The organism is Pseudomonas sp. AB39(2026), from assembly GCF_059831485.1.
The window spans coordinates 1641173-1667844 of record NZ_CP195212.1 but is presented as its reverse complement, the minus strand read 5'-3'; the positions used below and the strand labels follow the sequence as shown (position 1 = coordinate 1667844).

Here is a 26672-nt window from a genome sequence, read left to right as displayed (position 1 = left end):
CTGTACCTGCCTTTGTCATTGTTCTACTGACGCGCTACTGCGCTTTGACGGTCCATAACTGATCGAGCCGCGTGGTATAGCTCTGGCTCATAAACTCACGACGCATGCCCCAGTCCGGTTCCACCGGCACGGTAGCGGAGCGGAGTGTGCCCCGGCCCCACCGCGCATTGATCGAATCTAGGGTTTTCATCAGCTGCTCGCACTTCTCAGGCTGCGTCACAGCAAACAAATCCCCCGTGTACTCGCCAGGTTGCCGCAGGTCCAACAACAGCACCTCGGCCTTACTGTAGCGGTAGCCCTCGCGAAAGATGCGCTCCACGGCCTGTGTAGCCGCGTTGGTCATCAATAACGTGTCGTGTGTAGGGTAGGGCAGTTCGACCAAGACGCCGTTTGCGTATTTGAGCTCGTCCGGGTTGAACATGCCGGTGCGTATGCTGATTCGCATTTTTTTGCACATGGAGCCTTGGGCGCGCAGCTTCTCGGCGGCCCGTGCCGTGTAGGTGGCCACCGCTTCCTTGATCGAGGGCAGGTCCGTTAACCGCTTACCGAACATGCGGCTACAGCAAATCTCCTGCTTGGGCGGGTCGGGCTCATCCAGCTCCATGCAGGACACACCGGCCAACTCGCGGGCCGTGCGCTCCAGGACCACGCTGAATTTGGCCCGTAGGGTCACGGGGTCGGCCTGGGCCAGGTCCATGGCCGACTGGATGCCCATGCCCTGCAGGTGGGCAGTCAAACGCCGGCCGACACCCCACACCTCCGACACTGCGGTATTGCGCAGCACCCAGTCACGCTTGAAGGGGTCGCAGATATCCACAACGCCGCCTGTGTGCTGCTGTAAGCGCTTGGCCGTGTGGTTGGCCAGCTTGGCCAGGGTCTTCGTCCTGGCAATGCCCACACCCACCGGGATGCCGGTACAGGCCATCACCCGTTGTCTGATCGAGCGGCCCAAGGCCGTCAGGTCACCGGGTTGGCCGGTGAGGTCACAGAATATTTCGTCAATGCTGTACACCTCGGAGCCCGCGACCATGCCTTCGATAATCGTCATGACGCGCTCTGACATCTGGCCGTTTATGTGGAATGGAAAAGCAATAGGCAACAAATTGCCGCGTGCTTCCGTCAACGCTTCGCTTGCATCGCATATTTTGTGAATTGCACCACCTCAGTGTGCCCACGACCGTGTTGGTTGAGAAGCCGTTCTTAAGCACGAAAGCATCATCAATTGCCTTAGCTATCGATCCCTTTCCTCCGTCCCTCGCGGGCTCGGAGTCTATCTTTAGATCTGCTAAACCCTTGACAACCCCGCCTGATGCTGACCGATACAAACATGGCTTTCACTCCGAGGCCAAGCTATAACCAGCTGTGTTACGGGTACTTTCAATGCATCTGGAACCGGATTTACATAGGCACCACTAACCTTATCGACGCAGGTATATTTAATACCTATTCCTAGCGTACGCGTACGATTCGAACAATCCGGCACTGCGAGTGCCGGACCTAATAGGTAACTGATCGCAGCGCGAAATATAGCTGGACTGTTTTCCCGGGAGAAAAAATGTCTGGAAACCGAATTCCCCCTAATAGGCCACCAATGTTTACCTCAGGCTCGTTTTTAACAGAGGAGCCTGAAAGCATTTCAGGAGAGCCTAGCAGAGGTAATACACCAGTAAATAATCGAATTTTTTCTCATCCGCGAGAAATTAATCACAACAGGTATGCTCCCTATCCGAGGAGTGGAACAGGTTCGTTCCATGCGAACCGGACTGGCGACGCTAGACCCTTCGGCAGCAGCCGCCATTCATCAAGTGCGAGTTTACAGCGACTGATTACAGAATTCCCGGAAATTCCGGAAGGCTCGGTACGAAGCGATTATCCAGACTCTCCGCTCTCCCGAAGATCCGGCCGGGCCTCTTTGTCCAATTCATATATTGAGTCTCGTGACCTGCCAGACTCGCCAATTACACGCCGCCGACCTTCGTATACAGACTCGGATGTTATCGAATCAGGAGAGTTTCAACAGTTTTACCGTAACCAGCGGCAGCGGACTAACACTGACCCGAACGCTGTGCATGAGCTGCAACGTCGGCAGTAACTTCGTTATACACCCGTTGTTTTCGAGCGGAGTGACATTATTTCACCCATCCTACCTGACCCGGTCATGGACCGTTGCAGCATTCGCCAATTGGGCGTGCTTCAGGAAGGAATAGCGCGGGGAAGCACGGCAGCGGTACACCTTCTCACTACTCCTGGTGGTCGGAAGTTCGTAGGGAAAGAGATATTCGCCCACGTAGCGGGTGGTCTGAATAACAACCTAATGCACGAGTGCGAAGGGTTGCGCCGCATTTCCAATCCAACCCAGGATACAGGGACCTGTACCCACTATGGTGTTGCCAGCCTTGAGTTCGCGCCTGGCGACGTCAGGCGATTATTGATCATGGATCACATCAACGGGCCGAACGGTAACGAAGTAAAATTCAAACTACACCACGCGCTCGCGCTACGGCTTATCTCCGAAAACGATGCTTGGCAAATAAACATGCTATTAGCCTCTGAGCTGCTATTCACGGCTCGGCATGCAAAAAACCGAGGTGTGGTAAATAGCGATTTCAAACCGGGAAATTTTTCAATTGAGAAAGCTACTGGCAGTCTGAAGGTGTATGACTGGGGGGGATGGACACCCGTTAACACACCAGCAGGTATGTCGACTGCCTTGTATGCACCGCCAGAAGTAGAAGCCGAGCGCGTGGAAACGGTTGTGCCGGTAGAGCGGACCATCGAAGAGTACGTGCCGATTACAACGTGGGAATTCAACGAGCGACATCAGTTCAGAACGCCTACTACTCGGTATCACTCGAGAACTCGGATAGAGCGCACGCAGGAGCGTCGAGTTGAGGAAATTCCCTCCAGACTCGATGAGAAGAGCGATATTTTCTCCATAGGCAGAATCTTGGAGGAAATGGTCGGAGGCGATATTTCCCCTGATCCTGCAGCACCAAAGAAATTTCCGACACGCTGGATCGATGTGAACTCGGAAAAATCTATGCAGTATTTTGCATTTATAGACCAGATGCAGTCTCCATCAAGACTGTACCGTCCCACCGCCCAGCAAGCTTTGGAGAATCCGTTTTTCTTTGACTTAGATAGAAATCGCGCGCAGCAACTTTTGAAATATATAGCAGCATTAGATCTAAATTAGCAGTCAGCTCAGCAGCCCAGGTGCTCAATCCTCACTGTTCTATTCAGCATCCTGTGCATTAAAGACTAATCCTAACTTACAGATGCTGCCGATTATTGCTGATCGCCCATGAATGTAAATCTTCATGAGCGATCAGCGGGTACCTTTTCTGGGCGGCAATGCACCGACGACTCTTTGCTAACAGTTTCAATTCGGGCTGGAGGTGGGAGCCATTATCCCCGCGAGGTATGCCCATCCAGCGCCGTTACCCCTTCCAGCTTGCGGATAAAGCCCTCGATCTTTTTCTGATCACCCTCGACGATGGCGCGCTCGTCGGCTGTCAGCGGCACCTCTTCCAGGTACCGACGGACCGACGCCTTGCTCTCCAAAGCCTGGCCCTGTGCGCTGGCTTTGGGCAGGTTGAAGTCGCAGCCGATGCAAGCCATGCGATGCGCGCAGGTGCTCCAGAACGGGTTAGTGCAATACGAATTGCCCAGGTCGTAATAGAGGTACGGATCACCACTCTGCCGGGCGATAACATCATGGTCGACCAGCAACGAAATCATGTGGGCCATCTGGTCGGCCTTGACGAAGGCGGCGGCCAGCTGCGTTGGGCGGATGCGCAGGTAGTGCAGGGTCGACGTCGGTGAGCTATGCCCAGACCATTGCATGAGTTCCACCAGGGACATGCCTTGCGGCACGCTGGCCAGGGCCGTTACAGCGCTGGCGCGACCGCGATGGCTGGTGATGCGACCTCGGATGTCGGCAATCGGAACACCAGCCTTAGTGCAGAGGATGGGAATGATGGTGTCGTTGATCACACTGGTACCTAGACGCTTGCCACGGTATTGGAACAGGTAGCGGACCTTCTCGCCGGTGCGCTCATCCCACAACGCCGCCTGTTCAGTAGGCCGCTGTTGTAACCAGGCATCGATCTTGTCTTTGACCACCGCAGCCACGGGTTTGACATAAGCCTTGAAGGTTTTGCTTGGGGGAACCTGCAAGTAGCACAGGGTGCCGGCCGGAACGGTCTGGCCCTCCTCAACAACGTCCTGTATCTGTGCTTGCGCACAGTCGATGGAAAGACGCGCAATCTCATTCTTGCGCAGCCCTGCATGGGTCCAGAGGACAGCGATGGCCTGGATCATGACCAACGGATAATGGATCTCGCACAGCAGGTCCGCACGGGTCAGGTTCAGGCTGGCCCAAACCAGCTTCAGCCAGATGGCATCATCGATTACCCGCGGATTGACGCCGCTGGCGAACGACACAGTCCGGGGCGTGGCCAGGTGATGCCGTGGCCGGAACTGCAAACGCCCCCAACCCCACAGCTCGACATCAATAAAGAACCGGCGCATCAAGCATTCGAGCAGTCGCTCGCTGGCGCAGGCCCTGGAGTTGGCCAATCTGGATCGTGATGCGTTCTTCAATGCTGAGCTTTTGGTAAGACATGCGTATACCGTACCTGAAAGGCCAGGTGTTGCACTCAGTTTTTGCCGCTAACAAAATATATCGATGATGGAACCGTTTGCCGTTACTGGACACACAATGAGCTCACTAGGCTCTACAGGCACTTTCAATGAATCCTATTAACAACACATTTTCTACTTTACTGAGTCACGCCCTTGTAGGGGAGCCTGAAAATAATAAAAATGTTCAGTTTGAAAAAAAATCTGAACCGCTGGTTCCTCCTAGGCCAGACGCTCCACGCTCAGTGCCGCACGCCAATTCTCTGCTAGCCAGTAGCTTGTCAATGAAAATTGAAAAAAATGAAGGTGGTAAGAAAGTAAGTAATCGCAGAGAAAATCAAGAAATATTGAAAAGTTCTCGACATGACCCCGATGCGGCTTGGCAAAAAAATTTATATACAGTGCCGTTCTTCACAGCAGATGGCCAAAAAGCTAAAGTCGTGGGCGAATATATGAAGGGTGACAGTTTGCGTTTTGAGGTAAAAAATAGAGCCGGTGATACATGTGCCGTGCTCAAGCGGACTCATCTCGATAATGGTGAGCAGGTCTGGATGCTTCCTAAGCATGCTTCAATCTCTGGAGGCGCACCAACGAGCTCCGGATCTACCCCAATAATGAGCATTTCTTCAAATGCATGGAACAAAATTAATCACCTCGATGAGTCTATTGTGACCAATATAGCACATCAGCTCGATAACGAAGGCGTTGGACATGTTGTATGGGGGTCGAAGCCAGTACAACTTTTAGAAGGGGTAGATGAGGAGGGTATATGGCATGATATGAGCTTACTTGCCCAAGGCAGTCAATTAAAAGATAATTTCCATTTGCTGCCAATTTCTAGCAACTCGCAGAAACCTCCTGAAGAGCAAGAAGGATATTTAGTTAACAGGGGCAACTTACTACGTGTTATAGAGCAGGAAAAAGCTTTTTTTGCTCAAAAGTTTGGCGTCTCTGACCTGAGCAGTTCCACTGCAATGCTGGACGAGTGCGTTATTCCACACCTGCAGCGGTTAGGTAGTAGCGAATTCAATAATGATCAAGAGTTTTTGGCGACCGTACTTGGTTTCGGTCGTTCAAATGCGCAGGCTGTTATAGATACTGATCAAGCGCCTGCTTATACTGAGGGCGTCAATCAACAGGTTGAAGCGTGGATGATTGCACGTGCGGCAGAAAAGGATATATCCTATCCGATTCCAAAGCTTCCTCCATTCAAGAAGCTTCCCTCCGCAGAGTCCCAAGGGCTGGTTAATCAATACTTAAAGGATAGCGATGAAATACACTCAAATATTGCAGGTCTTATCGAAAAACACAGCAATTTAGCAGATGATGAAAACATCGAGCTTAGTGATGCCAGGATTTTCGTGGCTGCTCTACTAACTATGCTAGAGCGCTAGAGTGTATTGATGTGAAAAATAATAGCTCGCCACTTCTGAGTGGTGAGCCTATTAATGAACAGGATAAGATTTTTGCAGATATTCGTAATCGTTATTTAAATCAGTATTTTAGCTGAAGATAAACCGGTGCCTTGATCCCTATGGAAGCAAGCCACGGGGGATCTGCGAAAACCAGGTTCTCCGTGACTCTATGCCCACGAGGACCGGTTATAGTTTCGAATTGCGCGGTTGCAAGGGCTTCGCTCAATCCGTGGCCCCCCCAACCAGGCACCACCCAAGCAGAACAGTGCGCCGAAGAGGCAATAAAAGCGAAGACGGTACCCTGGAATCACGACAGCTCCATTTTTTAGCTTTTGGTGAAAGGTTATCGGCCATCGCTCGAGAATATTGAAAACTGAATTCCACTACCTGGGTATCGTGTTGTTATCGTGCGCTGACAAGATCGATAATGTTCGAGAGCCAGCCAATGGCTACTTGGCGCGGCTTGCGTGGAACTAGAGGCTCCTGTGGGCACTGATATCTGAAACCTCGCAACGGTTACAAATGGTATTTGTGTATAGTCATGCCACAGTTTATATATTAAACTGTGGTCCCCTTATCAATATAGGTGGCACTATGTCACGTCTTGCTGAATTCCGCGCCTTAGAGAAGAAGTTGGCCGCCCAACTTGCCGAACTCGAAAACCTGAAAAACGATGAAGGTTTGCAGCGCGAAGTCGAATTTGAGCAAAAGCTCCGCGACCTACTGGCCGAATATGGCTATAGCCTTCGCAACGTTGTGGCGATCCTTGATCCTCAAGCCGCCAGGGGTACTGCTACTGCCCAGCCAGTCAAGAAGACACGCAAAGCGCGTGAAGTGAAGCGTTACAAACATCCCGATACTGGCGAAGTCGTTGAAACAAAAGGCGGTAACAACCGTACCCTCAAAGCCTGGAAGCAAGAGCATGGCTCAGAGATGGTTGAGGCCTGGTTAGAGTCATAACTGAAGCTTACTGAGGGACATGGGGATGCCAATGCGTCGTTTCATAATTGAACCCTACGAGACGATTGACGCAGACGTGGTACGCGCCGACCGTGACCAGCTATACGCTATTGATCTGGCACTGGATGGCAAAGCCTGCGCTGATCTTGGACACGTCCTGGTAGAACCGAACGTCCTGGGCATCCCGGTGCGTAAAGCGATTTTCAAGGGTACTCATGTACCTTTTTCGGACCAGGCGGAGGAGCGTGAAGCTTTGCTTGCAGCGCTTCGTACGCTTTACCGATTGGCCTCTGGTCGTAAGCTGCGAATCCCTCAGGCAGGCATCGGCGCGGGTCCACACGGCCTGGCAGCCCATAGCCCTCGTATCCATCATGAACTGTGCGGGATATTGGCTGACCACTTTGGCTATCAGCAACCGGCCCCTGGGTCGAGCTCGCTCTCTGAAGGCACCTGCGCCAATGCTGCTTACAGCTACACCCTCTTTTCCGAAGTTTGTCGCCGAGGGTCTTACATGATTCATCAGGTGGCGCAGAAGCATGGGTTGACGGTTGAGCAATTGAAAGCTCACTGCTCAGCGGCTGGACGAACGTTGGAAGCGCAGGGCAAGCTCTACGCGCTTCACTTGCCTATTTATCGTTGAGCAGTCGATCAGTGATCAAATCTTTACTACTTCGTGAAGGCATTCCGCGAGAGATATGACCAGTGCAGACTTGCCAGGTACTAGCGGTTTCCTACCATCATGGCAATAACCAGCCGTTAGCTGTCGGTCGAGACCCGCGTGGTACGCCCCTACTTTAGAAAACGACTTTCTCACATTTCACTCGTGTAGGCGAGTCACGTCAGTGCGCGCTCACCGTCCACAGCTGGTCAAGGCGTGTGGTATCGCTCTGACTCATAAACTCTCGACGCATCCCCCAAGTACCTGTCAAGGTTCAGTCAGCCTCTCATGGATTACCGGCTGTACCGATGAAAAAGCGCAAAATATAGGTTATCAAGAGTTTTCACTCGGCTGCGTCAAAAAAGCGTTTTGGGGGAGGAGAGGGGTCATGCGCACGCTAACGGTGCACCAGGAGGACAGCGAGCGTCGATTGACTGCGGCCGAGTTCCAACACCTGGCCGCGGTACCGGCTGCCGTCGAATGGTTTGCCAACATCGATAACCCACGAACGCGTCGTGCCTACCAAAACGACCTGGAAGACTTCTGTTCCTTTATAGGGTTGGCCACTGCAGACGAGTTTCGCGTGGTGACACGCTCCCATGTTCTGGCCTGGCGTGCCCAGCTGGAGCACCGGGGCCTGGCCGGGGCCACCATCCGGCGCAAACTCGCGGCGCTGGCCAGCCTGTTCGACCACCTGCTGGAATGCAACGCGGTGGCCGGTGGCAACCCGGTGCACGGGGTCAAACGGCCGAAGATCGAGAGCAACGAAGGCAAGACCCCGGCCCTGGGCGATCACCAGGCCAAGGCGCTCCTGGACGCACCGGACGTGGCCACCCTAAAAGGGCTGCGGGATCGGGCCATTCTGGCCGTGCTGCTCTACCACGGCCTTCGGCGTGAAGAGGCAGCGCAGCTGGGGGTGAGCGATATGCTGGAGCGGCGCGGGATCAAGCATTTATTGATTCACGGCAAAGGCGGCAAGGTGCGCTACCTACCCTTGCATCCAGTCGCGGCAGACAGGATTCATGATTATCTGGAGCGCTCGGGGCATCACCTGGTCACGCCGAAAGGCCCGCTATTCCTGCCGCTACGCGGCCCCATAGATCGAGGTGGCATTACTGCTGATGGCGTCTATAAAGTAGTCGAAGCCTATGCCAAAAAGGCCGGTATCGAGGTCGCCGGTCTAGGTGTGCATGGCCTGCGGGCAACAGCAGCCACCAATGCCCTGGAGCATGAGGCAGACATTGCCAAGGTCCAGGCCTGGCTGGGCCATGCGAACATCAGTACGACCAGGATCTATGATCGGCGGCAGAACCGGCCGGAGGATTCTCCTACTTATAAGGTGAAGTATTAAAATTGTGAAATTTTAACAGCGCATCTTATTTAAGTGATATAAAACTAACTTAAAATTATTAATACGGTAATAAATCTTGGATCTGATAAATTCTATGTTTAAACAAAGTGTACATGCAATCACAATATATAAGTGGTCTTATTGAGCCGCCTTGGAATCTATCTGCATTAAAATTACCCCATTCAAAAGAAAACCTTTTCCACATCAGATGAAGCCTATTGAAATTAACTCTAGAATTCTTATCATCATATTTTGATCGAAATATCCTTATTTCTCTGGCTAGCTCAATCCTAACAGATTTATAATTTTCAAATGAAGCAATATTCATTTCGCGCTGAGTAAGCGGTTTATCCTTCCAAACAGTACTCCACAACACAGCATCCACGAGCGAGATAAGCAGCTTAACGCTTTCTACCGCTTTAAAAGCTTGTGTATAGTCGAATTTATATTGGGAAGCTGACTCGTGAGCAATAATATGTCTTGCTTCAAAAATCTCCACTAGATTGCGCCAGAGAAGATTAACGTCTTTAACTAATGGTTCCGAATCGTGACCTTCAACACGGGAGAGGTAAGGATCCTCCACGGTGACAGCCAATTTTTTAAAATCCTCATTTAAAAGGGAGTCGTATACAGAAACTAGATGAGACAGCATACTAAAGGGTAAAGAGTATCCTAAAAGATCCCCTACGGTAAGGCTTTTGTTGTGAATCATAAGCAATACATCACTGGTCTTTATCTTGTCGCCAATTAAGCCTAAAGCTCTTTCTAAATACAAACCTCCTTCATTTACTATAGTTGCGACTGTAGCCCTAAAATGGGATTCAAGAGTAGCGATAGCAGCAACCGGAAAGTACCTAAGCATCTCACTATTATCACCCTCCTTGAACTTTAGCAAAGCTTTGTGCAGTGTCAATAGTCTCATGGTGGCCTCAATGTCGCCACCTTCAGCATGTCCAAATTCTAACCTAGAACGTAACTCTGCTATTTTTTTATCGATTGCTATCTTTTTTGTTTGAGTACTCATGGTTTTCCATATAAATTAAAATAATATGAACCAGCTTTAGGGAAAATTTATAGTGGCGCAAAATTTAGATTTAATCTATCCACGACTTTTGTAATTTCGATTACTAAAATGAGTCTCGTCTGGTGGTACGCTCGCTGCGTTGGCGTGTCACCTGAAAAAGCGTTTCCTAGCCTAAGCAGCGATTTCAGCGCATTTTACCAACCACTAGGCAAGGGTATTGTTATAGCGCACTTGGCCTGACCACGCTAGGGGTGCTGCTGATAGTGCTATTGAGCCATATAGCCGTGCTAGGGCTTCGGCGTGAAGAAACGGTGCAGCCAATCGGTGAACAAATGATGGAGAAATGCGTAGGTTTTTCTATATAATCATCAATGCTATGCTTTGAATTTTATTTTTATTAAAAAAACAGAAACGCATTTAGAATTCTGCGAATAAATAGAAAACCATTTAAAGGTGAGAAAAATATATGGCTAGACCTTCCATTCCTGCTGAAATTAGAAGAGCAGTACTAGTAGAGGCTAGCCACCAATGCGCGATCCCAAGGTGCAAAGAAAAGAATTTGGATATTCATCACATTGTGCCCTGGGAGACCTGCAAAAAACATGAGTACTCTAACCTCATAGCGTTATGTCCGCTGTGCCACCGTCGCGCCCACAATGGTGATATTGATCGCAAGTCACTGCAAATTTATAAAGATAATTTAGCCAAAGAATTTTTTAAGCATGATAACGGTATGTTCCAAGCAGAAGTTGTCGAGTACAAGAGACAGTTGAAAGAAGATAACGACAGCCAACCTGGTTTTACCTTCCACTTTGACTTCCCAGACTTTCCTAATACAACCGAGCGGATTGTATCCCGAAATATTGAAGCCTGGGGACTGGAGTTACTAGCTAATTTTCAGGCAACTCAAGAATACTGGGACTCAAATCCTGATGAATTGTCCAAGGTTATCATGAATAACAGGGCTAGTTTATTTGGCGATTATCGTATAATACGACGTGACGAAAAGATAATCAGCATAAAATATACCATAGACGCTTACCATACAGGTAAACCACATGGTTACAAGGAATCGCGTGTCTTAAATTACATATTGAAGCCTTTCCGTCCTGTAACCCTAGAATACCTTCTAGGGGATTCTAAAAATTTACCAAAATTTGCAGATTTTATCCGCGATGCCCTAAATAAAACTGGGCGCTATAATGCGGAGTGGCTGGCAAACGGTACGAAACCAGAGCTTGAATACTTTTCCTTATTCAACATTGGAAATTATGGCATACATTTTACTTTTCCAGAATACAGAATAGCCAGCTACGCAGAAGGCGAACAAGAGTTATTTTTAGATTTTTATATGCTTGAAAATGTATTAGACTCAGATGCACTCCAATCCATCCAGATAACTAACTAACTTTAGCGAGCTATGGGAATGGTCCTAGCTTGAAGTCAACAACCTGCTCTGCACTCCTAACGACTAACGTTTCAGCACATGGATTATCAGGCAATGCATTTTAAAAAAGCCGCTTTTCTAGCTGTCTGCTCCTTCACCCTCATAGGCTGTGGACCTAAGACCAAGATCGATTCCGGAACCCTCATTACTGCTACTACTTGGCAAATAACAGATACGATTTTTGCCAAAGATTTGGCGCTGAACTCTAATAAAGATGCTGAAATTGCGCTCAGAGCAATGAAGTGTGAAGTCGCTTTTTCGGCTCCTTTCAACTCCAAAACACAGCTTTTTGAAGCAAAAATGGCAGCATTAGCCTGTGACAAAAAAGAGGTTTCCAATTTTTCGATTGAGCTGTTGGGTCCTGATGGTCAGCCAGGGTTGAAAAAGCTTGAGGTTGATAAACCTATAACGATGAGGGTCAAGCAGTCGATAGCGATATGAGCCTTCCCATCACGCCGTAATGCTTTGACGCTGTTGTGGTCTTTACCAAGCTTTAACCGTCCATAGCTGGTCAATTCGCGTCGTGTAGCTCTGGCTCATGAACTCACGACGCATGCCCCAGTCCGGCTCTATTGGCACCGTAGCAGCCCGCAAGGTGCCCCGGCCCCAGCGAGCATTGATGCTGTCCACAGTGTCCATCAGCTGCTGGCATTTTTTCGGCTGGGTTATGGCAAACAGGTCGTCGGTGTACTCGCCAGGTTGTCGCAGGTCCAGCAACAGCACCTCTGCCTTACTATAGCGGTAGCCCTCACGAAAGATTCGCTCCACGGCATAGGTGGCTGCGTTGGTCATCAACAACGTATCGTGCGTAGGGTAGGGCAGCTCCACAAGAGCACCATTCGCATACCTGGCCTCATCCGGGTTGAACATGCCGGTCTTGATGCTGATGCGCATCTTCTTGCACATCGAACCCTGAGCGCGCAGCTTCTCAGCTGCACGCGCTGTGTAGGTGGCCACGGCTTCCTTGATCGGGGCCAGCTCGGTGAGCCGTTTGCCGAACATGCGGCTGCAGCAGATTTCCTGCTTGGGTGGGTCGGGATCGTCCAGGCCAAGACAGGATACGCCGGCCAGCTCGCGTGCAGTGCGCTCCAGGACAACGCTGAATTTGGCCCGGAGCATTACAGGATCAGCCTTGGCCAGGTCCATGGCCGACTGGATACCCATTGTCTGCAGGTGAGTGGTTAGACGGCGACCGACTCCCCACACTTCCGATACCGCTGTATTGCGCAGTACCCAATCACGCTTGAACGGGTCGCAGATATCCACCACACCGCCTATGTGCTGCTGCAGGCGTTTTGCCGTGTGATTGGCCAGCTTGGCCAGAGTCTTGGTGTGTGCGATGCCTACGCCGACTGGAATGCCCGTACACCTCAATACACGCTCGCGAATCGACCGGCCCAGCACTGTGAGGTCGCCAGGCTGGCCAGTGAGGTCACAGAAGATTTCGTCTATGCTGTAAACTTCTGAAGCGTAAGTCATTGATTCTATTAAGGTCATTACGCGTTCAGAAATTTGACCATACAGGGCATAATTACTGCTGAAAGCTTTGATGCCGTGCCGCCGTAGCGTGTCTTTGATCTGAAAATAAGGCGCACCCATTTTCACGAAGGGTTTGGCATCGTAACTGCGGGCAATCACGCACCCATCATTGTATCTGAATGATGCTAACAGTTAGCAACTTGTAACTAATTGATTTTATTTGATTATTTATTACTAACGCTTTTCACGACATTTAGCCCATCTGACGTTGAAATGTCACTATACGAGCCTGTCCACCAGCGGCTGCAAACGACCCGTAGCTGTCCTTCACTACCCTCGGTTACTACCAGCTTTTACAGGCAGCCTCCTTGGTGATGATATGCATGTCCCACATCAGATATGAGCCATACAACATGCTTACCTCTAGTGCGCGCTTGACCTACAGAAAGCCCGAAGTGAGCGACTTTGATCGTCTTTTCGAGATCTATAGCGATCCTCAGACCCAACGTTTCAACCCGGCAGGCCCGATGAAGACCCACGCTCAGGCAAAAGTGCTCTTATCTACTTGGATTGAGCACTGGGCTACACATGGATTTGGATGGTGGGCTATCGCTGAAAAAGCATCACCGGATCACCTTATAGGCTTCGGCGGTGTAGGCTACTACAGCTATTTAAGTGATTTGAGACTGAATCTTGGCTACCGCTTTGCCAGCGAGGTATGGGGGAGAGGGTATGCTACGGAGACGGGGCGGTACGCGCTGAGTTTTGCTTTCACTACGCATGGTTTAGAGCATATCTGGGCCATCGTCAGGCCCGACCACACAGCATCGATCAAGGTCTTGAAAAAGGCTGGAATGCATCGGTGTGGCGAGCTAGATGATGTACCAGGGGAGCCATCAAGCTTGGTTTACGAAATCCAAAGCACCTGGGTCGGTTCAAGCGGAGCGTGAAGATGCACCTCTTTGGAGGCGGGCCATTGGTGCCGCCCAACGACGAGCTTCACTCTGGGCTGGTAGCAGCCAGCGGCGACAGGCCGCTACCGACCCATAGCTGTCGTTCGCCACCGGCAGAAACCGGCCAGAAGCTGCCTCTTATGGAAGGCAGCGAACGGCCGGAAGCGGTCATTGCACCACAATGGTATCGTCTACTCCTTTTCTGACGCTTCTGAGGAATCATGAATAGAGCTAAGTCCTTAATCTGGGCCGTTGCTCCCGAGTTAGGCATCCCTGAATCACCAGCTCTTCTGGTAGAGTCGGGCAACCTTTGGCTCGCTTACTTCCAGGCTTTGAACGAAAGCCTTGCGATTGTGCGTTTTTCCGGACTCATTGATCATCGTCTTATGCCTATCGGGGACGAGGGGTTAGGACGCCACCCCTATGTGCTTGCAGGCCTTCAGCCTTACTCGTTCAACGAAATTATTGGCTCAGAAGAAACCCTCAGCCGCCCATACTCAAGTGCTAGACATTGGGTAGTTACGTTTAAAGACGAGACTCTTGATGTGATTGCGCGAACTGGTGAGGTCATCGCCTCGGGATTAGCTCTCACATCGCCACTTGAGGCCTTGCTCGCATTTCAACTCCCACGAGTTCCAAAGTCTTTCTCAGCGACTGACGCTTGCTAGGAGTTGATTTTCGCCGGTAGTGAAAGGCAGAAATCGACCCAAAGCTGCCCATCACAAAGCTCCACAGATGCAGGGACCATACGGCGTACTATGGGCTTGGTTTTCGTGCTCTAAGGAATGACATGAAAGGAAGCTGTGCCTGTAAAACGGTGGCATACGAGATCGATCGCCTCGATACCCCGATAAGCCATTGTCACTGCAATACCTGCCGCAAGACTCATGCTGCTGCCTATGTCTCTACCGCCGGCGTGCTCAAACCGCATTTTAGGTGGACTCAGGGCATCGAAGCGCTAAGAGCTTTCGAATCTTCTCCAGGAAAGGTCCGTCACTTCTGTTCTCTCTGTGGGGCTCACTTGGCAGCCGAGCGTCGAGGATCATCTGTAATCATCGTTCGTGTAGCTACGCTTGATGAGATGCCTTGCGGTAGAGCTGCTTACCATATTTGGACCGAGCACGATGTAGCGTGTCTCGACGGTGAAGACCTGCCAAAATATCCTCAGTGGCAGCCCGACCGGCAGTAAGACCTCACTTTGCCGGTCACTGCATTGTCACCCATCGCGTTCCTAGCGGACCGCAGTGCTTGGAGCGGCCGCAACCGACCCAAAGCGGTCGGTGTCGTGACGCAGATACGTTAGAAACAGCACCGTCGAAGCCCTGATTGACCAAGTCAGTTTTGACGAGAAAACGTCGGTCACACGCACCGGATCGGTATCAGGATCCGGGTGGCGTATTTCTGGCTCAGTCAGTCACGCCTCATGGCCCACTCAGGGTCCCGGACGGACTTGGCGTCTTTAGACCGGCCGGTTTAGAAAGACCAATCGCGCTGCCATAGCAGCCATTACCGCAGCGAAGCCATAAGAGCCCAGGCGTTTGGAGATCAAGCCTTTGCGCAGGCGCCCATGAAGCCGTCCGGCGCAGAATCCGAGGAGGGAATGAAACATCAAAGCGATCAGCGCAAGCAGTAGACCTAAGAACATCAATTGCAACGTGACGCTGCTGCTGCCTACGGTGACGAACTGCGGTAGAAATACCATGAAGAACAACAGCGCTTTTGGGTTTAACAGGCTATTGAGCGTGGCTCGGGTAAAGATTTTCCGCAGTGAAGCCTGTGTAGGTTGAGTGTCAGTACCCGAAGAGGAAGCTTTCAACGCTTGCCAAGCCAGCCACATCAGATAACAAGCGCCTGTCCACCGCAGCAAGTCGAACGCCGGTGCCCAGCTCATCACCAGCGCGCCTAGACCCGCGCTAACCAGGATGGTCATGAGCATATCGGCCAGGGTTATTCCAAGTGCTGCCGCGAGGCCGGCTCGCCAGCCGTGGGCGACTGCATGGCTGGTGACGATTGCCATGTTAGGGCCTGGCACAATAAGCAGCAGCAAGGCAGAAAAAATGAATAGGAAGAGATTAGTAGCGTCTGGCATCGCGCAATACCTCATCGGATAGGGAGGCATGCTAACCGGCAATGTTCAGATAGAAGCAGATACAGCGGGAGGGTATTTGGCCGCTACAGTCTGGTGCACAGTGAGTCGGCCCTGAATTCGTAGGCACTCGGTGTCTGCTTCTAGCCGAAAAGCGCTTGTTGCGATCGTCCGCTTCGGGTCGCTGCTGCCGGTGGCGATAGGCCGCAACCGACCCAGAGCGGACATTAGCAGCATGCGAAAATCTGCTAGAACCGCACCACCCGTCGTGGTCCGAAAGGTCGAATTGGCTTAACCCGATTCAGAACACTCCTGAGTCTGGCCCTGCCAGACGCCTCCCCTTCGGCGGGCAATGACCAGGCAGTCGCCCTTGCCCGCTGCGCTCACTACCAAATTGCCATCTGGAGACCAAAACGCGCTACGGCCCGCGCAGGACCAGCCTCCAGAAGGACTGCCATGGTTGGCCATCAGCACACCAAATGAATGTTCCCTAGCGTAGCTTTGAAGCACATCACTATCGTGTGTATAACCGCTATCGCTGATCAAAACACTGGCGGCATACACGACAGCTCCTGCTTGCGCAGCGGCATGTGCATGGCTGGCATGGGTAAAATCAGCACAGACGGACAACGCTACATGCTCATCACCAATCTTTACCAACGCTCCACCATTGCCGGGACTAAATACGACGTCCTCGCCCGAATGAAGGTGCTGCTTGGTATACAAGGCTTGAGAGCCATCGCTGCGCAGTACAATAGCTCCAATCATGATCGCGCCGTTATCAGACTGAAGCACTGGTAGGCCTACCACTGTGGTCATTTCTAACTGTTTCGCCAGCTCTCGCAAGGGTTGCAAAAGCGGTGAGTTTGGCGTCTGCGCCAGTTTGCGCGCGAGTGTCGGTTCGTAGCCAGTGAGCGATAATTCCGGAAACAACAGAAACTCGACACCATGATCGGCAGCCTGGCGCATCAGCTGTCCATGGCGAGCAATATTGGCGTTGAGGTCGCCAGCTACTGAGCAGTATTGGGCAACGCAGATATCCATATCTTTCATACGGCTTCGCTTCATAGAGAGGTTTCGCAGTAGAGCATGGATCACTAATAGCTACCTAGAGCTATCAATTACAAACAAGGTGATGATCTCTCTCCACCGGCAGCCAATGTCCGCTATGGGTCCAGGCTGTGTGAAAACGTTTTTGAACGTACAGACAGTCGAAAACTGGCCTCAAAACCGTGCTCCCACTCGAAATTCGAGTCTGCTCACCTGTCACTTAGCCTCAGATTTTGCGTAGGAACGCGTTTCCTATTTTTCGGTCAGCGTTTTCACACAGCCTGGGTCGGATGCTGCCGGTCACGACAGTCCATAACCGACCCAATGCCGCCCTTGGAGGACCGGCCGGATTTAGGCACATGGAATAGGATGTGCTCCGACTCCCTTAAGACGCCGAGTTTCGCGAGACCATCAACCCGGCAACCAGTATCAACAGCATGCCACCCCAAGTACTCGCGCTGGGGACCTCATTAAAGAACCAGTAGCCCCAAAAACAGGCAAAAATGAGATAGGCATAGTCGAACGTCCCTATTAGTGCTGCGGGCGCTAATTGGTAAGCTCTGGCGGTCGCGGTATTGATCGTGACCAACGCTATCGCGTAGCAGGTAATAAAACCAATCTCATGCCAGCCGAGAGGTTGCCATGAAGAAAGTAAAAACGGCGCCTGAGCGGCAAAATCCTCAAATAAAACCGACACTATTCCGCCACCGCAAGCGGCAATGAGAAACACGACGTTGAGCGCGAATGCCAAGACCAGGGGATGTTCCTCGCGACAGCGCTGCCGTGTGACCACCATGGCAATTGCATAGAAAACCGCTCCGAGCACAGGTAACAGCACAGCTGTTGTGAACAAGTCTGTACCCGGCTGAAGCACTGTCGCCACACCGACGAATCCGAGGCAAACAGCCAACCATCCAAGAAAAGTGAGCCGTTCATTGCCAAAACAGGCCGCAAAAAGGGCGATGAACAGAGGCGTGGTGTAGATGGCCACGGCGGCGACAGATAGCGGGATAAGTGGCAACGCCGCGTAGTAGGCGACCCACATCATCAACAGCAGCAGGCTCCTTGCCGTGATCCAACGTAGGGACCCAACCACTAAGGTCCCACCCCTTATTCCGTTGACCATCCATACGCCGAGTATGGGCACCGAGAGGAATGAGACTCCAAAAAATAACTGCCAGATTGGCATCCAGTGGCTGAAGTATTTTACAGACGCATCCGCTAAGGAAAGTAGAAAGACGGCGCAGAGGATGAACGTGATGCCTGCGGCGATTCCATTACTTCTTAAAATGTTCGTGTGAGTCCTTCGTTCGCAATTCATTTTCAATCATCCTTGCAGTTAGCCCTCAAGCCTAGCTGGTCGTAATAGCGATGTAATCGGTATCCGCATCAGTTTGCGGTCATGGGCCAATGGGATATTTTGCTTCGGTTGTCGGGCTACCTGTCCGATTGCCGGTATTCGTCAACGTCAGCTTTGGGTCGGTTGCGGCCTGTCGCCACCGGTTAGAACCGACCCATTGCGGCCAGTGGCAAAGGTCCCATTCAACCAGATACGCCGTTGGTAGCTGCGCGAACGGAAAGGGGTGTTCCGTCATAACTAATTGAACGATAGCCTGCCGCTGGCAGCTCCCTTTTCTAAGGAGCTGACCTGCTGTAGCATCTGGATCAAATTTAGAAAGGATCCAATAAGTGTTTGCTACTCTCCGGCAATATCCCGTTAGCGTAAACCTGCTCTTGGCCAGCGCGCTGCTGCTAACCCTGGGGCGAGCGATTATCCTGCCTTATCTCGTCATCTACCTGACCTCCCACTACGGCCTGGGCGTATCCGAGGTAGGGACAGTGATCGGCTGCGCACTCATCGCAGGGTCGATGCTGAGCTTATATGGCGGTTACCTGACCGATCTATTGGCGCCGTTTCGTCTGATCCTGTCGTTTACCGGGTGCTTTATAGCGGGGCTCATTGGCATGTGCCTGGCGCCAAACCTGGCCTTGTTCTTCCTGTCCTTGGTCGTGTTCAATTTCGCCTATTCGGTCATCGACGTTGCCTCCAAGGCAACTTTTGGAAGGCTGCTACCGGCTCACGACCAAAGCCGTGTATTTTCCCTGCGTTATACCCTGATCAACATTGCCTATGCGGTCGGGCCGTTCATAGGTGCAGGGTTAGCGGCCTTCAGCCTGCAGTTGCCGTTCCTAGTATCTGCAGCTCTGGGTGTTGCCTTCTTCTGCCTGTATACCAGCCAGGGTGACCGAGGAATGCCGTGCGAGCCCTCGAGCGCACCTCGTTTTTCCTTTACCCAGGTCAGCAGGGTGCTGCTTAAGGATCGCCGCTTGGTGTGCTTTACACTGGGAGGCGTACTCAGTGCGGTCGTGTTCGGCCAATTCACAGCTTACCTGTCTCAGTACCTGGTAGTGACCGCTGCCCCACAGGAGGTGTACTCGACGATTACGACACTGCTTGCGGTGAATGCCTGCACGGTGATTGGTCTGCAATACTGGGTAGGCAAATGCATCGACCCACGGCGTCTGACCTTGTGGCTCGTCGGCGGACTGGCGCTCTTCTTCACTGGGCTGGTCGGTTTCTCTCTAGCAGGGAGCCTGGCAGTCTGGGCGTTTGCCATGCTGCTATTTACCCTAGGTGAAATCATCGTGTTTCCCGTCGAGTACATGTTCATTGATCGCATCGCGCCGGCCCATCTACGCGGGATGTATTACGCGGCCCAGAACCTCTCCAACCTCGGTGGTGCCTTGGGCCCCGTAATATGTGGGGTTGCACTGGCTACCTTGCCGCCGGCAGCGATGTTCTATGTACTGGCGGCGTTTCTGGTCGTGGGCGGCGCACTCTATGTCGTGGGCGGATCGCTGAGTGAGCACGTCGAATCCACAGCCAGAAAATAACAGTTCCGAAGGGCAGCTAAGGGTCGGTTCTAACCGGTGGCGACAGGCCGCAACCGACCCATAGCGGACAGCCTGGACCGCAATCAGGGGAGCGCAGAGTGCGATAGCACAACGAGCTATTTCGCTATTACACACGCTGCTGCCCTGCCTCCGTAAGCAGTGTGTGCAGTTTTTGCCTGACCGATTCGGCAGCATGCGAAGGGTAGCGTTGAAACTCTTGCTCAGCGGCTTGCGGATTGCCGTTCATGGCCAAGACAAATGCGTAGGCGAGAGGGTGTTGGACATAGTTGTAGAAGCCAAGCCCTCCCGAAGACAGGTGTTTTTTGACTCGCTCGAAGGCACTCGGCAGATCGGAAATCAGATGAGTTTTTTCCCAGAACGATTCGGCCTCTGTAATGGCAGTGCTCAGCACCTCAGGAGCCTTGCTGGCAATGATTTTAGGTCCATAACAATAGGGGATATCAAAGGCCGGATTTCGCTCATCCCAAGTCAAATCAAGCTGCGCGGACTTCAGCGTTTTGTGCCATTTGACGTTGTTGCCGGAAACGTGGGGTACGAAATCCAATGACAGCCCCCATGCTGGTGTCAGCGCGCCGCCTTTCCATTGCTTCAGGCAGAAAACCTGGCGAATAGGAGCGTCTGAGCTACGTAGCCAATGCAATGGTTTCTGAACCTCAAACCCGAACGCATGTAGTCGATCTCTTATAATTGGCAATACGATTTCATGGATTTGATCTATCCGAACCACAGCAAATTCCCGTTCCTGCATGCAATGCTCCACTGACCAAATATACGAATTCTGACTTGCAAACACCCTTCTGATCTATTCGCGCTCTGAGCTTCCTGGGTGCAGATAAAAACGTCAAGGTTGGGGATGTGCCAGTATTTTCCCTTAAGGCGTCCTGGACGTGCTCAGTCAGTTGTAGACATGCTTAAGGTCTGTTTTTAGCTGATGGGCGTCTGCACCGAACGGCAGCTACGGGTCGACAACGGCCTATCACCAGGCACGGTAACTGCTCACCTGCAACGATGTTCGGGATGGTAGGTTTACCATAACTCCTGGCCTATTGATTCAGGTGGGCCATGGAAACGTCGCGCGACGTTGTCAAATCCAGTTATTCACCATTCGCCCACCGATAGATCGGCAAGTGGAAAGGAAATAGCTTGCCTTGAGCATCCAGCTCCCTTCCAGCCATCAGACAGTGCGCCTTCAGCTGCTCCAGGGTCAGGCCGTACTTCTCAGCAACCAGGTGGGTCATGTAAAACCCGCCCCGCTTACACACTTCTGTAAAAAGCTCGTGATGGGATGCCCCACAGCTGCCGCTAATTGAGGTGGCAGGTGTATGCGTACTCGGCGGGTGGCTATATCCAAAATGGTCTGCCAGTATCTGACAGAGGTCGCGATAGATACGAGGGCTATGGGCTGCAAGCCCCTGTGGGCCTGCTCCAATACCCGCTTGAGGTACCCGTAGCGTGCGACCAGAGGCCATGCGGTAGAGCTTACGGAGGGCCTGAAGCAAGGCTTCCCGTTCTATTTCCTGATCAGAAAAAGGCACGTGAGTGTCTTTCACAATAGCCTTGCGCACAGGGATGCCACACGTGTTTGGCTCATCCAGGACGCATCCGGTACCGGTGCAGACCTGGCCATCTAGTGTCAAATCAACGACGTATATCTGATCGCGATTGGCGCGTAATACTTCCACGCTAATCGTCTCGTATTCTTCAATCAGGAAACGACGCATTGGCCCCCCTCTGCTTACTAGCTTACCCTCAGCCTCTTTATACGAGCCAACCTTCCACCGTCTCGGCACCGTATTCACTTTTCCACGCCTTGATGATCTTGTGATTACCGCCTTTGGTTTCTACGACTTCGTCGGTATCAGGATTTTTATAGCGCTTTACAGTACGGGCCTTACGGCTTTTTTTTGCAGGTTCTACCACCGTGCGTTTTGTTGATTGGGGATCGAGAATTGCGGTGATGTGCCTGAGGCTGTAGCTGTACTCACCCAGCAGCTCGCGTAGCTTGCGCTCAAACTCGACTTCGCGCTTTAACCCTTCATCGTTTTTCATGCTCTCAAGCTCGGCGAGTTGAGCAGCCAATTTCTGTTCTAAAGCGCGGTATTCAGCAAGACGAGACATAAAGTTTCCTGACTGGTGTATGAGGTGGCAAGTATAAGGCAACCGACCCACTAATTTAAAGTGAATCCCAAGGTGGCAGAATCGTTAGTTCAGCATGGGAGCCCTTTCGACGCAGTTCATTTACGGCATAAAGCACAATAATACGAAATTGTGCAGGGTTATGAAATTCGTAACCATGCAGGTTCCTCTGCACAAACGCTGGTACCAATGGATCATACAGCAGCAGTGACGCGCTATCAGCTTCGATTATAAGCTCATGTTTAACAGGAGGGTCCAGGCTATCCAGTGCCTCAGTAAGTGAGGTCATGCGCATTCCTTCGAAGGTTGAATGTATAGCCTGGAATAGGGATAAATGCGAGAAACCCCAAAGGCGATTGCAGCATTATTTTTTATGACGCTATGCGACTAGCGTCTGAAAGCCATTTATTACAGAAAGGTGGAGTAGCCTTACACAGGCTAGCCATTTTCTTCACAGCGAAGCGAATTTTTCTTCATGCAGAACCGGTACAGCGCATAGTCGGGTAACCGTGGTCACCAAACTTTCCATCGACCAGGGTTTAGGTAAAAATGTTATCCATTGACTCAAGTGTTGGTCCGCATCCAGATAGCCGGTGGTGACAATCACAGGGAGAGCAGGGTGGCGCTGGTGCACCATCTCCGCCAATTCACATCCATTCAGCTGGCCGGGTAGGGTCAAATCGGTCAACACTAACGCGACCTCGCGTGCGCGGCCGAGCATGAACATCAAGGCATCATCTGCACAGCTAAACTCTGCAGCCCTGTAGCCCAGCTCTTCCATGGCATCGACCATCAGGCTGCGCAGCAGATCATCGTCTTCGACAACTACAATCGTTTTAGGGGAAGGCAAGCCATCCTTGATCATGAATATCACTCGTTGCTGCGGGTAGCGTTAATCCTAAGACGACAAGTCTACCTCACAAAGGATGGGGAGCTAATGACCTAGCTTAATCTAGACACTACGACTAAATATTTTGCACGACAGCATTTTGCGAGCTCATCTTAGTAAAATATATTTCGGACTTTATCCTATCTGTTGTCTGTCGGTAACTTCCTTTTTTTTTGAAACTATTTTCGTCCAAATTGGCTCTAGCTTAATTGTGTTCCAGAGATAGAAACGATGACGAATGTCGTTGTGGTGGAGGACGATGCGACCCTGCGCATGGTAATTACCGATGCCCTGGCTGAACTACCCGTTGAGGTCTTCGCCTGCTCCTGTGCGGATGTTGCCCTGTGTCTATTGGAGCACACCGAGCAGGTTGATCTGATCTTGACAGACGTGCGTATGCCTGGGCATTTGGATGGATGGGATCTGGCCAGCATCGTTTGGAGCCGTTGGCCAAAGGTGCCTGTCGTCTTGACCTCAGGGTATCAAAAGACTGGAAATACGCGAATTCCCGCTTACTCTGTCTTTATACCCAAGCCCTGGACGCTCGAGGTCCTATTGGCCACAGTACAAGACCGCCTTCCTTAAAACGCGTGGGAGGGCTTGAGAAACGCGTTAGCCGCCTCTCCCAAGCCGATATCAGGCCCCAGTTCCCAACAATTGCTGAATCCGCGCTGCCAGGGCATCTACCGCAAACGGCTTGGTCAGCACGGACATGCCAGGCTCAAGTTGGCCCTGGCTGAGTAAGGCATTCTCAGCGTAGCCTGTGATGAACAGTACCTTAAGCCCTGGCCGCTTGATGCGGCCTGCGTCAGCTACCTGACGACCGTTCAGGCCTCCTGGAAGCCCTACGTCGGTAACCAGTAAATCAATCTTTGCATTCGATTGCAGTACACGCAAACCACCGACACTGTCGCCTGCTTCAATGACTGTGTAACCAAGGTCTTCCAATACGTCGGTAACAAGCAGACGCACTGTCGGCTCATCTTCGACGACAAGAACAGTTTCACCGACCTGGGCATGGCCCACCTGGTGCAGGCTGGACGTCTCTTCCTCGGTTTCAAGACTCCCGTGATGCCGAGGAAGGAAGATCGACACTATCGTACCTTCGCCTACGATTGAATGGATTCGCACCTGGCCATTGGACTGGTTTGCGAACCCGTAGATCATCGAAAGCCCAAGGCCTGTGCCCTGGCCGATAGGCTTGGTTGTGAAGAAAGGATCGAAGGCTTTGGCGAGCACCGCCGGTGACATGCCGGTACCAGTGTCAGAAACGCTCAATGCCAGATACTGCCCCTTGGGCATACCTTGGCGTAGAGCACCTTGTTCATCAATGATGCGATTGGACGTTTCGATGGTAATCAAACCACCGGTCGGCATGGCATCGCGCGCATTGATGCAGAGGTTCAGCAGGGCATTTTCCAGTTGTGGCGGGTCGACCTGAGCCAGCCACAAATTAGCAGCACCGACCACCTTGATGTCCACGCTAGGCCCCACCGTACGCTGGATGAGCTCAAGCATGCCATCGACCAGCACATTGACATCAGTCGTTTTCGGATCAAGTGTCTGACGACGTGAGAAGGCCAATAGACGGTGGGTTAGAGCCGCTGCACGTTTCGCAGCCCCCTGGGCCGCTACCATGTACTTGTCGATGTCCTTGAGTCGGCCCTGACCGAAGCGGGTATTCATCATCTCAAGGCTACCGATGATACCTGCCAGCAGGTTGTTGAAGTCGTGAGCCAGCCCACCGGTAAGCTGCCCTACGGCCTCCATCTTCTGCGACTGACGCAATTGTTCTTCGGACTTCTGCAACTCTTGTGTGCGCTCCTCCACACGCTCCTCAAGGGTATCGGCAAGTGCGCGCAGGGCCGTGAGCGCACGGTCCCGCTCTGCTTCTACAGCTCGGCGCTCGCTGATATCGAGCAAGACGCCTGGGAACGTCAGCGGCGTGCCGTCTGAGCTATGATTCACATGGCCGTTGGCTTCCAGCCAATAGTAGCGACCGTCCGCACGACGTGTACGGTATTGATGGGCATAATGTCCTCCCCGTGTCACGACTTCGTTGATAGCGGCCAGCAACCCTTCTTTATCGTCGGGGTGGACGGTTTCGATAATTAGGGCAAGCGGAATACCGGCCTTGCCCAACGCAGGGTCCAGACCAAAAGCCTCTGCAAACGCATTGTCCACGGTGAATTTATCGGCCTGCAGGTCCCAGAACCAGGTGCCGACAATAGCTCCGGCCGCTAACGCAAGCTGTACACGTTCGATATTTTCCTGAGCTTTTTTTTCAGCCTTTTTCCGGCCTGTAATGTCGCGAAATACCAGTGAAACCTGCTTTTTAGTGCCGGGTTCTACACGAGTGGCCGACACTTCGATATCACGGTCTGCAGCGGCAAAATAACGCTCGAAACGAAGCGGTTGCCCATGGTCTAGGACTTGCCGGTAGAGATCGATCCAGCCCTGTGCTTCGTCCGGGGCCAGGCCTCGGATGGTTTGGCCAACAATGCCTGCAATACCCGTCTGCCGCTCATAGCCAGGATTGGCCTCGACATGGGTATAGTCACTCAAGGGGCCGTGAGGGCCATCCAGGAACTCAATGACACAAAACCCGTCGTCAATGGCATCAAACAACGTCCGGTAACGTGCATCGCTGGCCTGACGCGCTTCATCGGCTTTGCGCTGCACGGTGATATCACGGGCCGCTCCCACGAACTGCACCGGACGTCCCTGCGCGTCATGTTCCATTTTTCCAGTACGGTTGAGCCAACGCAGTTCGCCCGTGTCAGGCCGTCGTATGCGGTACTCGACATCGGGGATGTATTCCCCCTTGAACCTACCCTCAGCAGTTGAAACAAGGCCGGCATCTTCGGGAATGATCAGTGCTTCAACCTGCTCTGCCGGATAGCAGTCATTGGGTTCAAGGCCATACAGACGAAAAAACTCCGGGGTACCGGTAAGCACGTTGCTGGCCAAATCTACGGAGAACAGGCCAACACCGCCGGCTTCCTGAGCCAGTTGTACTAATCGCTTGCTGTCTTCAAGGGCTGTACCAGCCAGGTGCTCGTCCGTTCGGTCGCGGAAAATCTTGATGAAGCCGATATGTGCCTCACTGGCATCGCGCAGCACCATCATCTCGCCGGAAGCCCAGAACTGTGTATTGTCTTTTCCCACATGCCAGCGTTCATCCGTGGCTCGGCCGTCGCGCAGCGCCATCTCCATCTCGTAGGCAGCACGTCCAGCGGCTCTGTCCTCAGGCGTAAAAAAGCGTGAAGCGTCTTGGCCGCGCATATCCTCGGCCGTCCAGCCCATGATGCGCTCTGCGCCGCTGTTCCAGGCTGTGATGACTCCGTCGCGATCCATCACCACCATGGCAAACTCGATTGCGCTGTCAAAAACGGCGATTTCCCGAGCTTTATCCTGAGTCAATTGACTGGCCTCTGCCCGCCATTGCCGTACCTCTGCCTCAAGCGCCTCGCGTGAAAGCAGACTCACTTCATTCTGAAGCAATCTAAATTCCCTTCAGCCACTGGCTGAAAAAGTTGTCATGGCCTGTCTAATGGCGAAGGAAAAGCGGTCTATTGTCTAGCTGCACATTGAGTCCGCTTTAGAAGAAGCGAGTAAACAGAAGCATCCAGCATAGACCACTCAAAACTATCGCATTTTAGCA

At 52.2% G+C, this 26672-nt stretch carries 23 protein-coding genes and 2 pseudogenes; 11 read left to right on the top strand and 14 right to left on the bottom strand.

What is annotated here, in order from left to right:
• Positions 1–34: 34 nt before the first annotated feature.
• A complete protein-coding gene (locus ACSAMW_RS07360) occupies positions 35–1123 on the bottom strand; it encodes a DUF4113 domain-containing protein (RefSeq protein WP_500593354.1) in 1089 nt (362 codons plus the stop codon).
• A 1035-nt stretch (positions 1124–2158) separates the two neighbouring features.
• On the opposite strand from ACSAMW_RS07360, the gene ACSAMW_RS07355 reads away from it, so the two are divergent.
• Positions 2159–3196, top strand: coding sequence for a hypothetical protein (locus tag ACSAMW_RS07355; protein ID WP_500593353.1), 1038 nt, complete (start codon positions 2159–2161; stop codon positions 3194–3196).
• Positions 3197–3408: 212 nt separating this feature from the next.
• On the opposite strand, the pseudogene ACSAMW_RS07350 reads toward ACSAMW_RS07355, so the two are convergent.
• A pseudogene (locus tag ACSAMW_RS07350) lies at positions 3409–4533 on the bottom strand (tyrosine-type recombinase/integrase); the annotation flags it as partial.
• 221 nt (positions 4534–4754) lie between these two features.
• Between ACSAMW_RS07350 and ACSAMW_RS07345 the strand changes: the two are divergent.
• The 3 genes from ACSAMW_RS07345 (at position 4755) to ACSAMW_RS07335 (ending at position 7659) form a co-directional block, all read left to right on the top strand.
• Complete coding sequence (locus ACSAMW_RS07345) at positions 4755–6038, top strand: hypothetical protein (RefSeq protein ID WP_500593352.1); 1284 nt, start codon at positions 4755–4757, stop codon at positions 6036–6038.
• A gap of 615 nt (positions 6039–6653) precedes the next feature.
• Complete coding sequence (locus tag ACSAMW_RS07340) at positions 6654–7019, top strand: histone-like nucleoid-structuring protein, MvaT/MvaU family (RefSeq protein WP_500593351.1); 366 nt, start codon at positions 6654–6656, stop codon at positions 7017–7019.
• 25 nt (positions 7020–7044) lie between these two features.
• On the top strand, positions 7045–7659 hold the full coding sequence (locus ACSAMW_RS07335) for a hypothetical protein (RefSeq protein WP_500593350.1): 615 nt from the start codon (positions 7045–7047) through the stop codon (positions 7657–7659).
• A 199-nt stretch (positions 7660–7858) separates the two neighbouring features.
• On the opposite strand, the gene ACSAMW_RS07330 is transcribed toward ACSAMW_RS07335, so the two are convergent.
• Complete coding sequence (locus tag ACSAMW_RS07330; protein ID WP_500593349.1) at positions 7859–7948, bottom strand: DUF4113 domain-containing protein; 90 nt, start codon at positions 7946–7948, stop codon at positions 7859–7861.
• Between the two features lie 117 nt (positions 7949–8065).
• On the opposite strand from ACSAMW_RS07330, the gene ACSAMW_RS07325 reads away from it, so the two are divergent.
• On the top strand, positions 8066–9028 hold the full coding sequence (locus tag ACSAMW_RS07325; protein ID WP_500593348.1) for a tyrosine-type recombinase/integrase: 963 nt from the start codon (positions 8066–8068) through the stop codon (positions 9026–9028).
• A 58-nt stretch (positions 9029–9086) separates the two neighbouring features.
• On the opposite strand, the gene ACSAMW_RS07320 is transcribed toward ACSAMW_RS07325, so the two are convergent.
• Positions 9087–10052 carry a lysozyme inhibitor LprI family protein gene (locus ACSAMW_RS07320; RefSeq protein ID WP_500593347.1) on the bottom strand — a complete coding sequence of 322 codons (966 nt, stop codon included), beginning with the start codon at positions 10050–10052 and terminating at the stop codon, positions 9087–9089.
• Positions 10053–10518: 466 nt separating this feature from the next.
• On the opposite strand from ACSAMW_RS07320, the gene ACSAMW_RS07315 reads away from it, so the two are divergent.
• Entirely contained in the window at positions 10519–11460 is a 942-nt protein-coding gene (locus ACSAMW_RS07315) for an HNH endonuclease (protein ID WP_500593346.1), read from the top strand.
• A 78-nt stretch (positions 11461–11538) separates the two neighbouring features.
• A complete protein-coding gene (locus tag ACSAMW_RS07310; RefSeq protein ID WP_500593345.1) occupies positions 11539–11940 on the top strand; it encodes a hypothetical protein in 402 nt (133 codons plus the stop codon).
• 42 nt (positions 11941–11982) lie between these two features.
• On the opposite strand, the pseudogene ACSAMW_RS07305 reads toward ACSAMW_RS07310, so the two are convergent.
• Positions 11983–13149, bottom strand: a pseudogene (locus ACSAMW_RS07305) (DUF4113 domain-containing protein); the annotation flags it as partial.
• Between the two features lie 203 nt (positions 13150–13352).
• On the opposite strand from ACSAMW_RS07305, the gene ACSAMW_RS07300 reads away from it, so the two are divergent.
• Positions 13353–13928: a GNAT family N-acetyltransferase gene (locus tag ACSAMW_RS07300; protein WP_500593995.1), complete on the top strand. Its 576-nt coding sequence runs from the start codon at positions 13353–13355 to the stop codon at positions 13926–13928.
• Between the two features lie 793 nt (positions 13929–14721).
• A complete protein-coding gene (locus ACSAMW_RS07295; protein ID WP_500593344.1) occupies positions 14722–15120 on the top strand; it encodes a GFA family protein in 399 nt (132 codons plus the stop codon).
• 270 nt (positions 15121–15390) lie between these two features.
• On the opposite strand, the gene ACSAMW_RS07290 is transcribed toward ACSAMW_RS07295, so the two are convergent.
• From ACSAMW_RS07290 to ACSAMW_RS07280, 3 genes are all read right to left on the bottom strand, one after another.
• On the bottom strand, positions 15391–16020 hold the full coding sequence (locus ACSAMW_RS07290; RefSeq protein WP_500593994.1) for a LysE family translocator: 630 nt from the start codon (positions 16018–16020) through the stop codon (positions 15391–15393).
• A 288-nt stretch (positions 16021–16308) separates the two neighbouring features.
• Entirely contained in the window at positions 16309–17070 is a 762-nt protein-coding gene (locus ACSAMW_RS07285) for a carbon-nitrogen hydrolase family protein (RefSeq protein WP_500593343.1), read from the bottom strand.
• Positions 17071–17452: 382 nt separating this feature from the next.
• Positions 17453–18388 (bottom strand): DMT family transporter, encoded by a 936-nt coding sequence (locus ACSAMW_RS07280; RefSeq protein ID WP_500593342.1) that lies wholly within the window; start codon positions 18386–18388, stop codon positions 17453–17455.
• Between the two features lie 368 nt (positions 18389–18756).
• Between ACSAMW_RS07280 and ACSAMW_RS07275 the strand changes: the two genes are divergently transcribed.
• Positions 18757–19962, top strand: a complete 1206-nt coding sequence (locus ACSAMW_RS07275; RefSeq protein ID WP_500593341.1) for an MFS transporter — start codon at positions 18757–18759, stop codon at positions 19960–19962.
• A gap of 127 nt (positions 19963–20089) precedes the next feature.
• On the opposite strand, the gene ACSAMW_RS07270 is transcribed toward ACSAMW_RS07275, so the two are convergent.
• From ACSAMW_RS07270 to ACSAMW_RS07250, 5 genes are all read right to left on the bottom strand, one after another.
• The gene (locus ACSAMW_RS07270; RefSeq protein ID WP_500593340.1) at positions 20090–20731 is read right to left on the bottom strand and encodes a hypothetical protein; all 642 of its coding nucleotides are present in this window, start codon (positions 20729–20731) and stop codon (positions 20090–20092) included.
• A gap of 346 nt (positions 20732–21077) precedes the next feature.
• Positions 21078–21704, bottom strand: a complete 627-nt coding sequence (locus ACSAMW_RS07265; protein WP_500593339.1) for a DUF7831 domain-containing protein — start codon at positions 21702–21704, stop codon at positions 21078–21080.
• A 37-nt stretch (positions 21705–21741) separates the two neighbouring features.
• On the bottom strand, positions 21742–22101 hold the full coding sequence (locus ACSAMW_RS07260) for a histone-like nucleoid-structuring protein, MvaT/MvaU family (protein WP_500593338.1): 360 nt from the start codon (positions 22099–22101) through the stop codon (positions 21742–21744).
• A 55-nt stretch (positions 22102–22156) separates the two neighbouring features.
• Complete coding sequence (locus tag ACSAMW_RS07255; RefSeq protein ID WP_500593337.1) at positions 22157–22408, bottom strand: hypothetical protein; 252 nt, start codon at positions 22406–22408, stop codon at positions 22157–22159.
• Positions 22409–22570: 162 nt separating this feature from the next.
• The gene (locus ACSAMW_RS07250) at positions 22571–22984 is read right to left on the bottom strand and encodes a response regulator (RefSeq protein WP_500593336.1); all 414 of its coding nucleotides are present in this window, start codon (positions 22982–22984) and stop codon (positions 22571–22573) included.
• 255 nt (positions 22985–23239) lie between these two features.
• Between ACSAMW_RS07250 and ACSAMW_RS07245 the strand changes: the two genes are divergently transcribed.
• Entirely contained in the window at positions 23240–23593 is a 354-nt protein-coding gene (locus tag ACSAMW_RS07245) for a response regulator (protein ID WP_500593335.1), read from the top strand.
• A gap of 51 nt (positions 23594–23644) precedes the next feature.
• Here the strand turns inward: ACSAMW_RS07245 and ACSAMW_RS07240 are convergent, their stop codons facing one another.
• The gene (locus ACSAMW_RS07240; protein ID WP_500593334.1) at positions 23645–26512 is read right to left on the bottom strand and encodes a PAS domain-containing hybrid sensor histidine kinase/response regulator; all 2868 of its coding nucleotides are present in this window, start codon (positions 26510–26512) and stop codon (positions 23645–23647) included.
• Positions 26513–26672 lie beyond the last annotated feature (160 nt).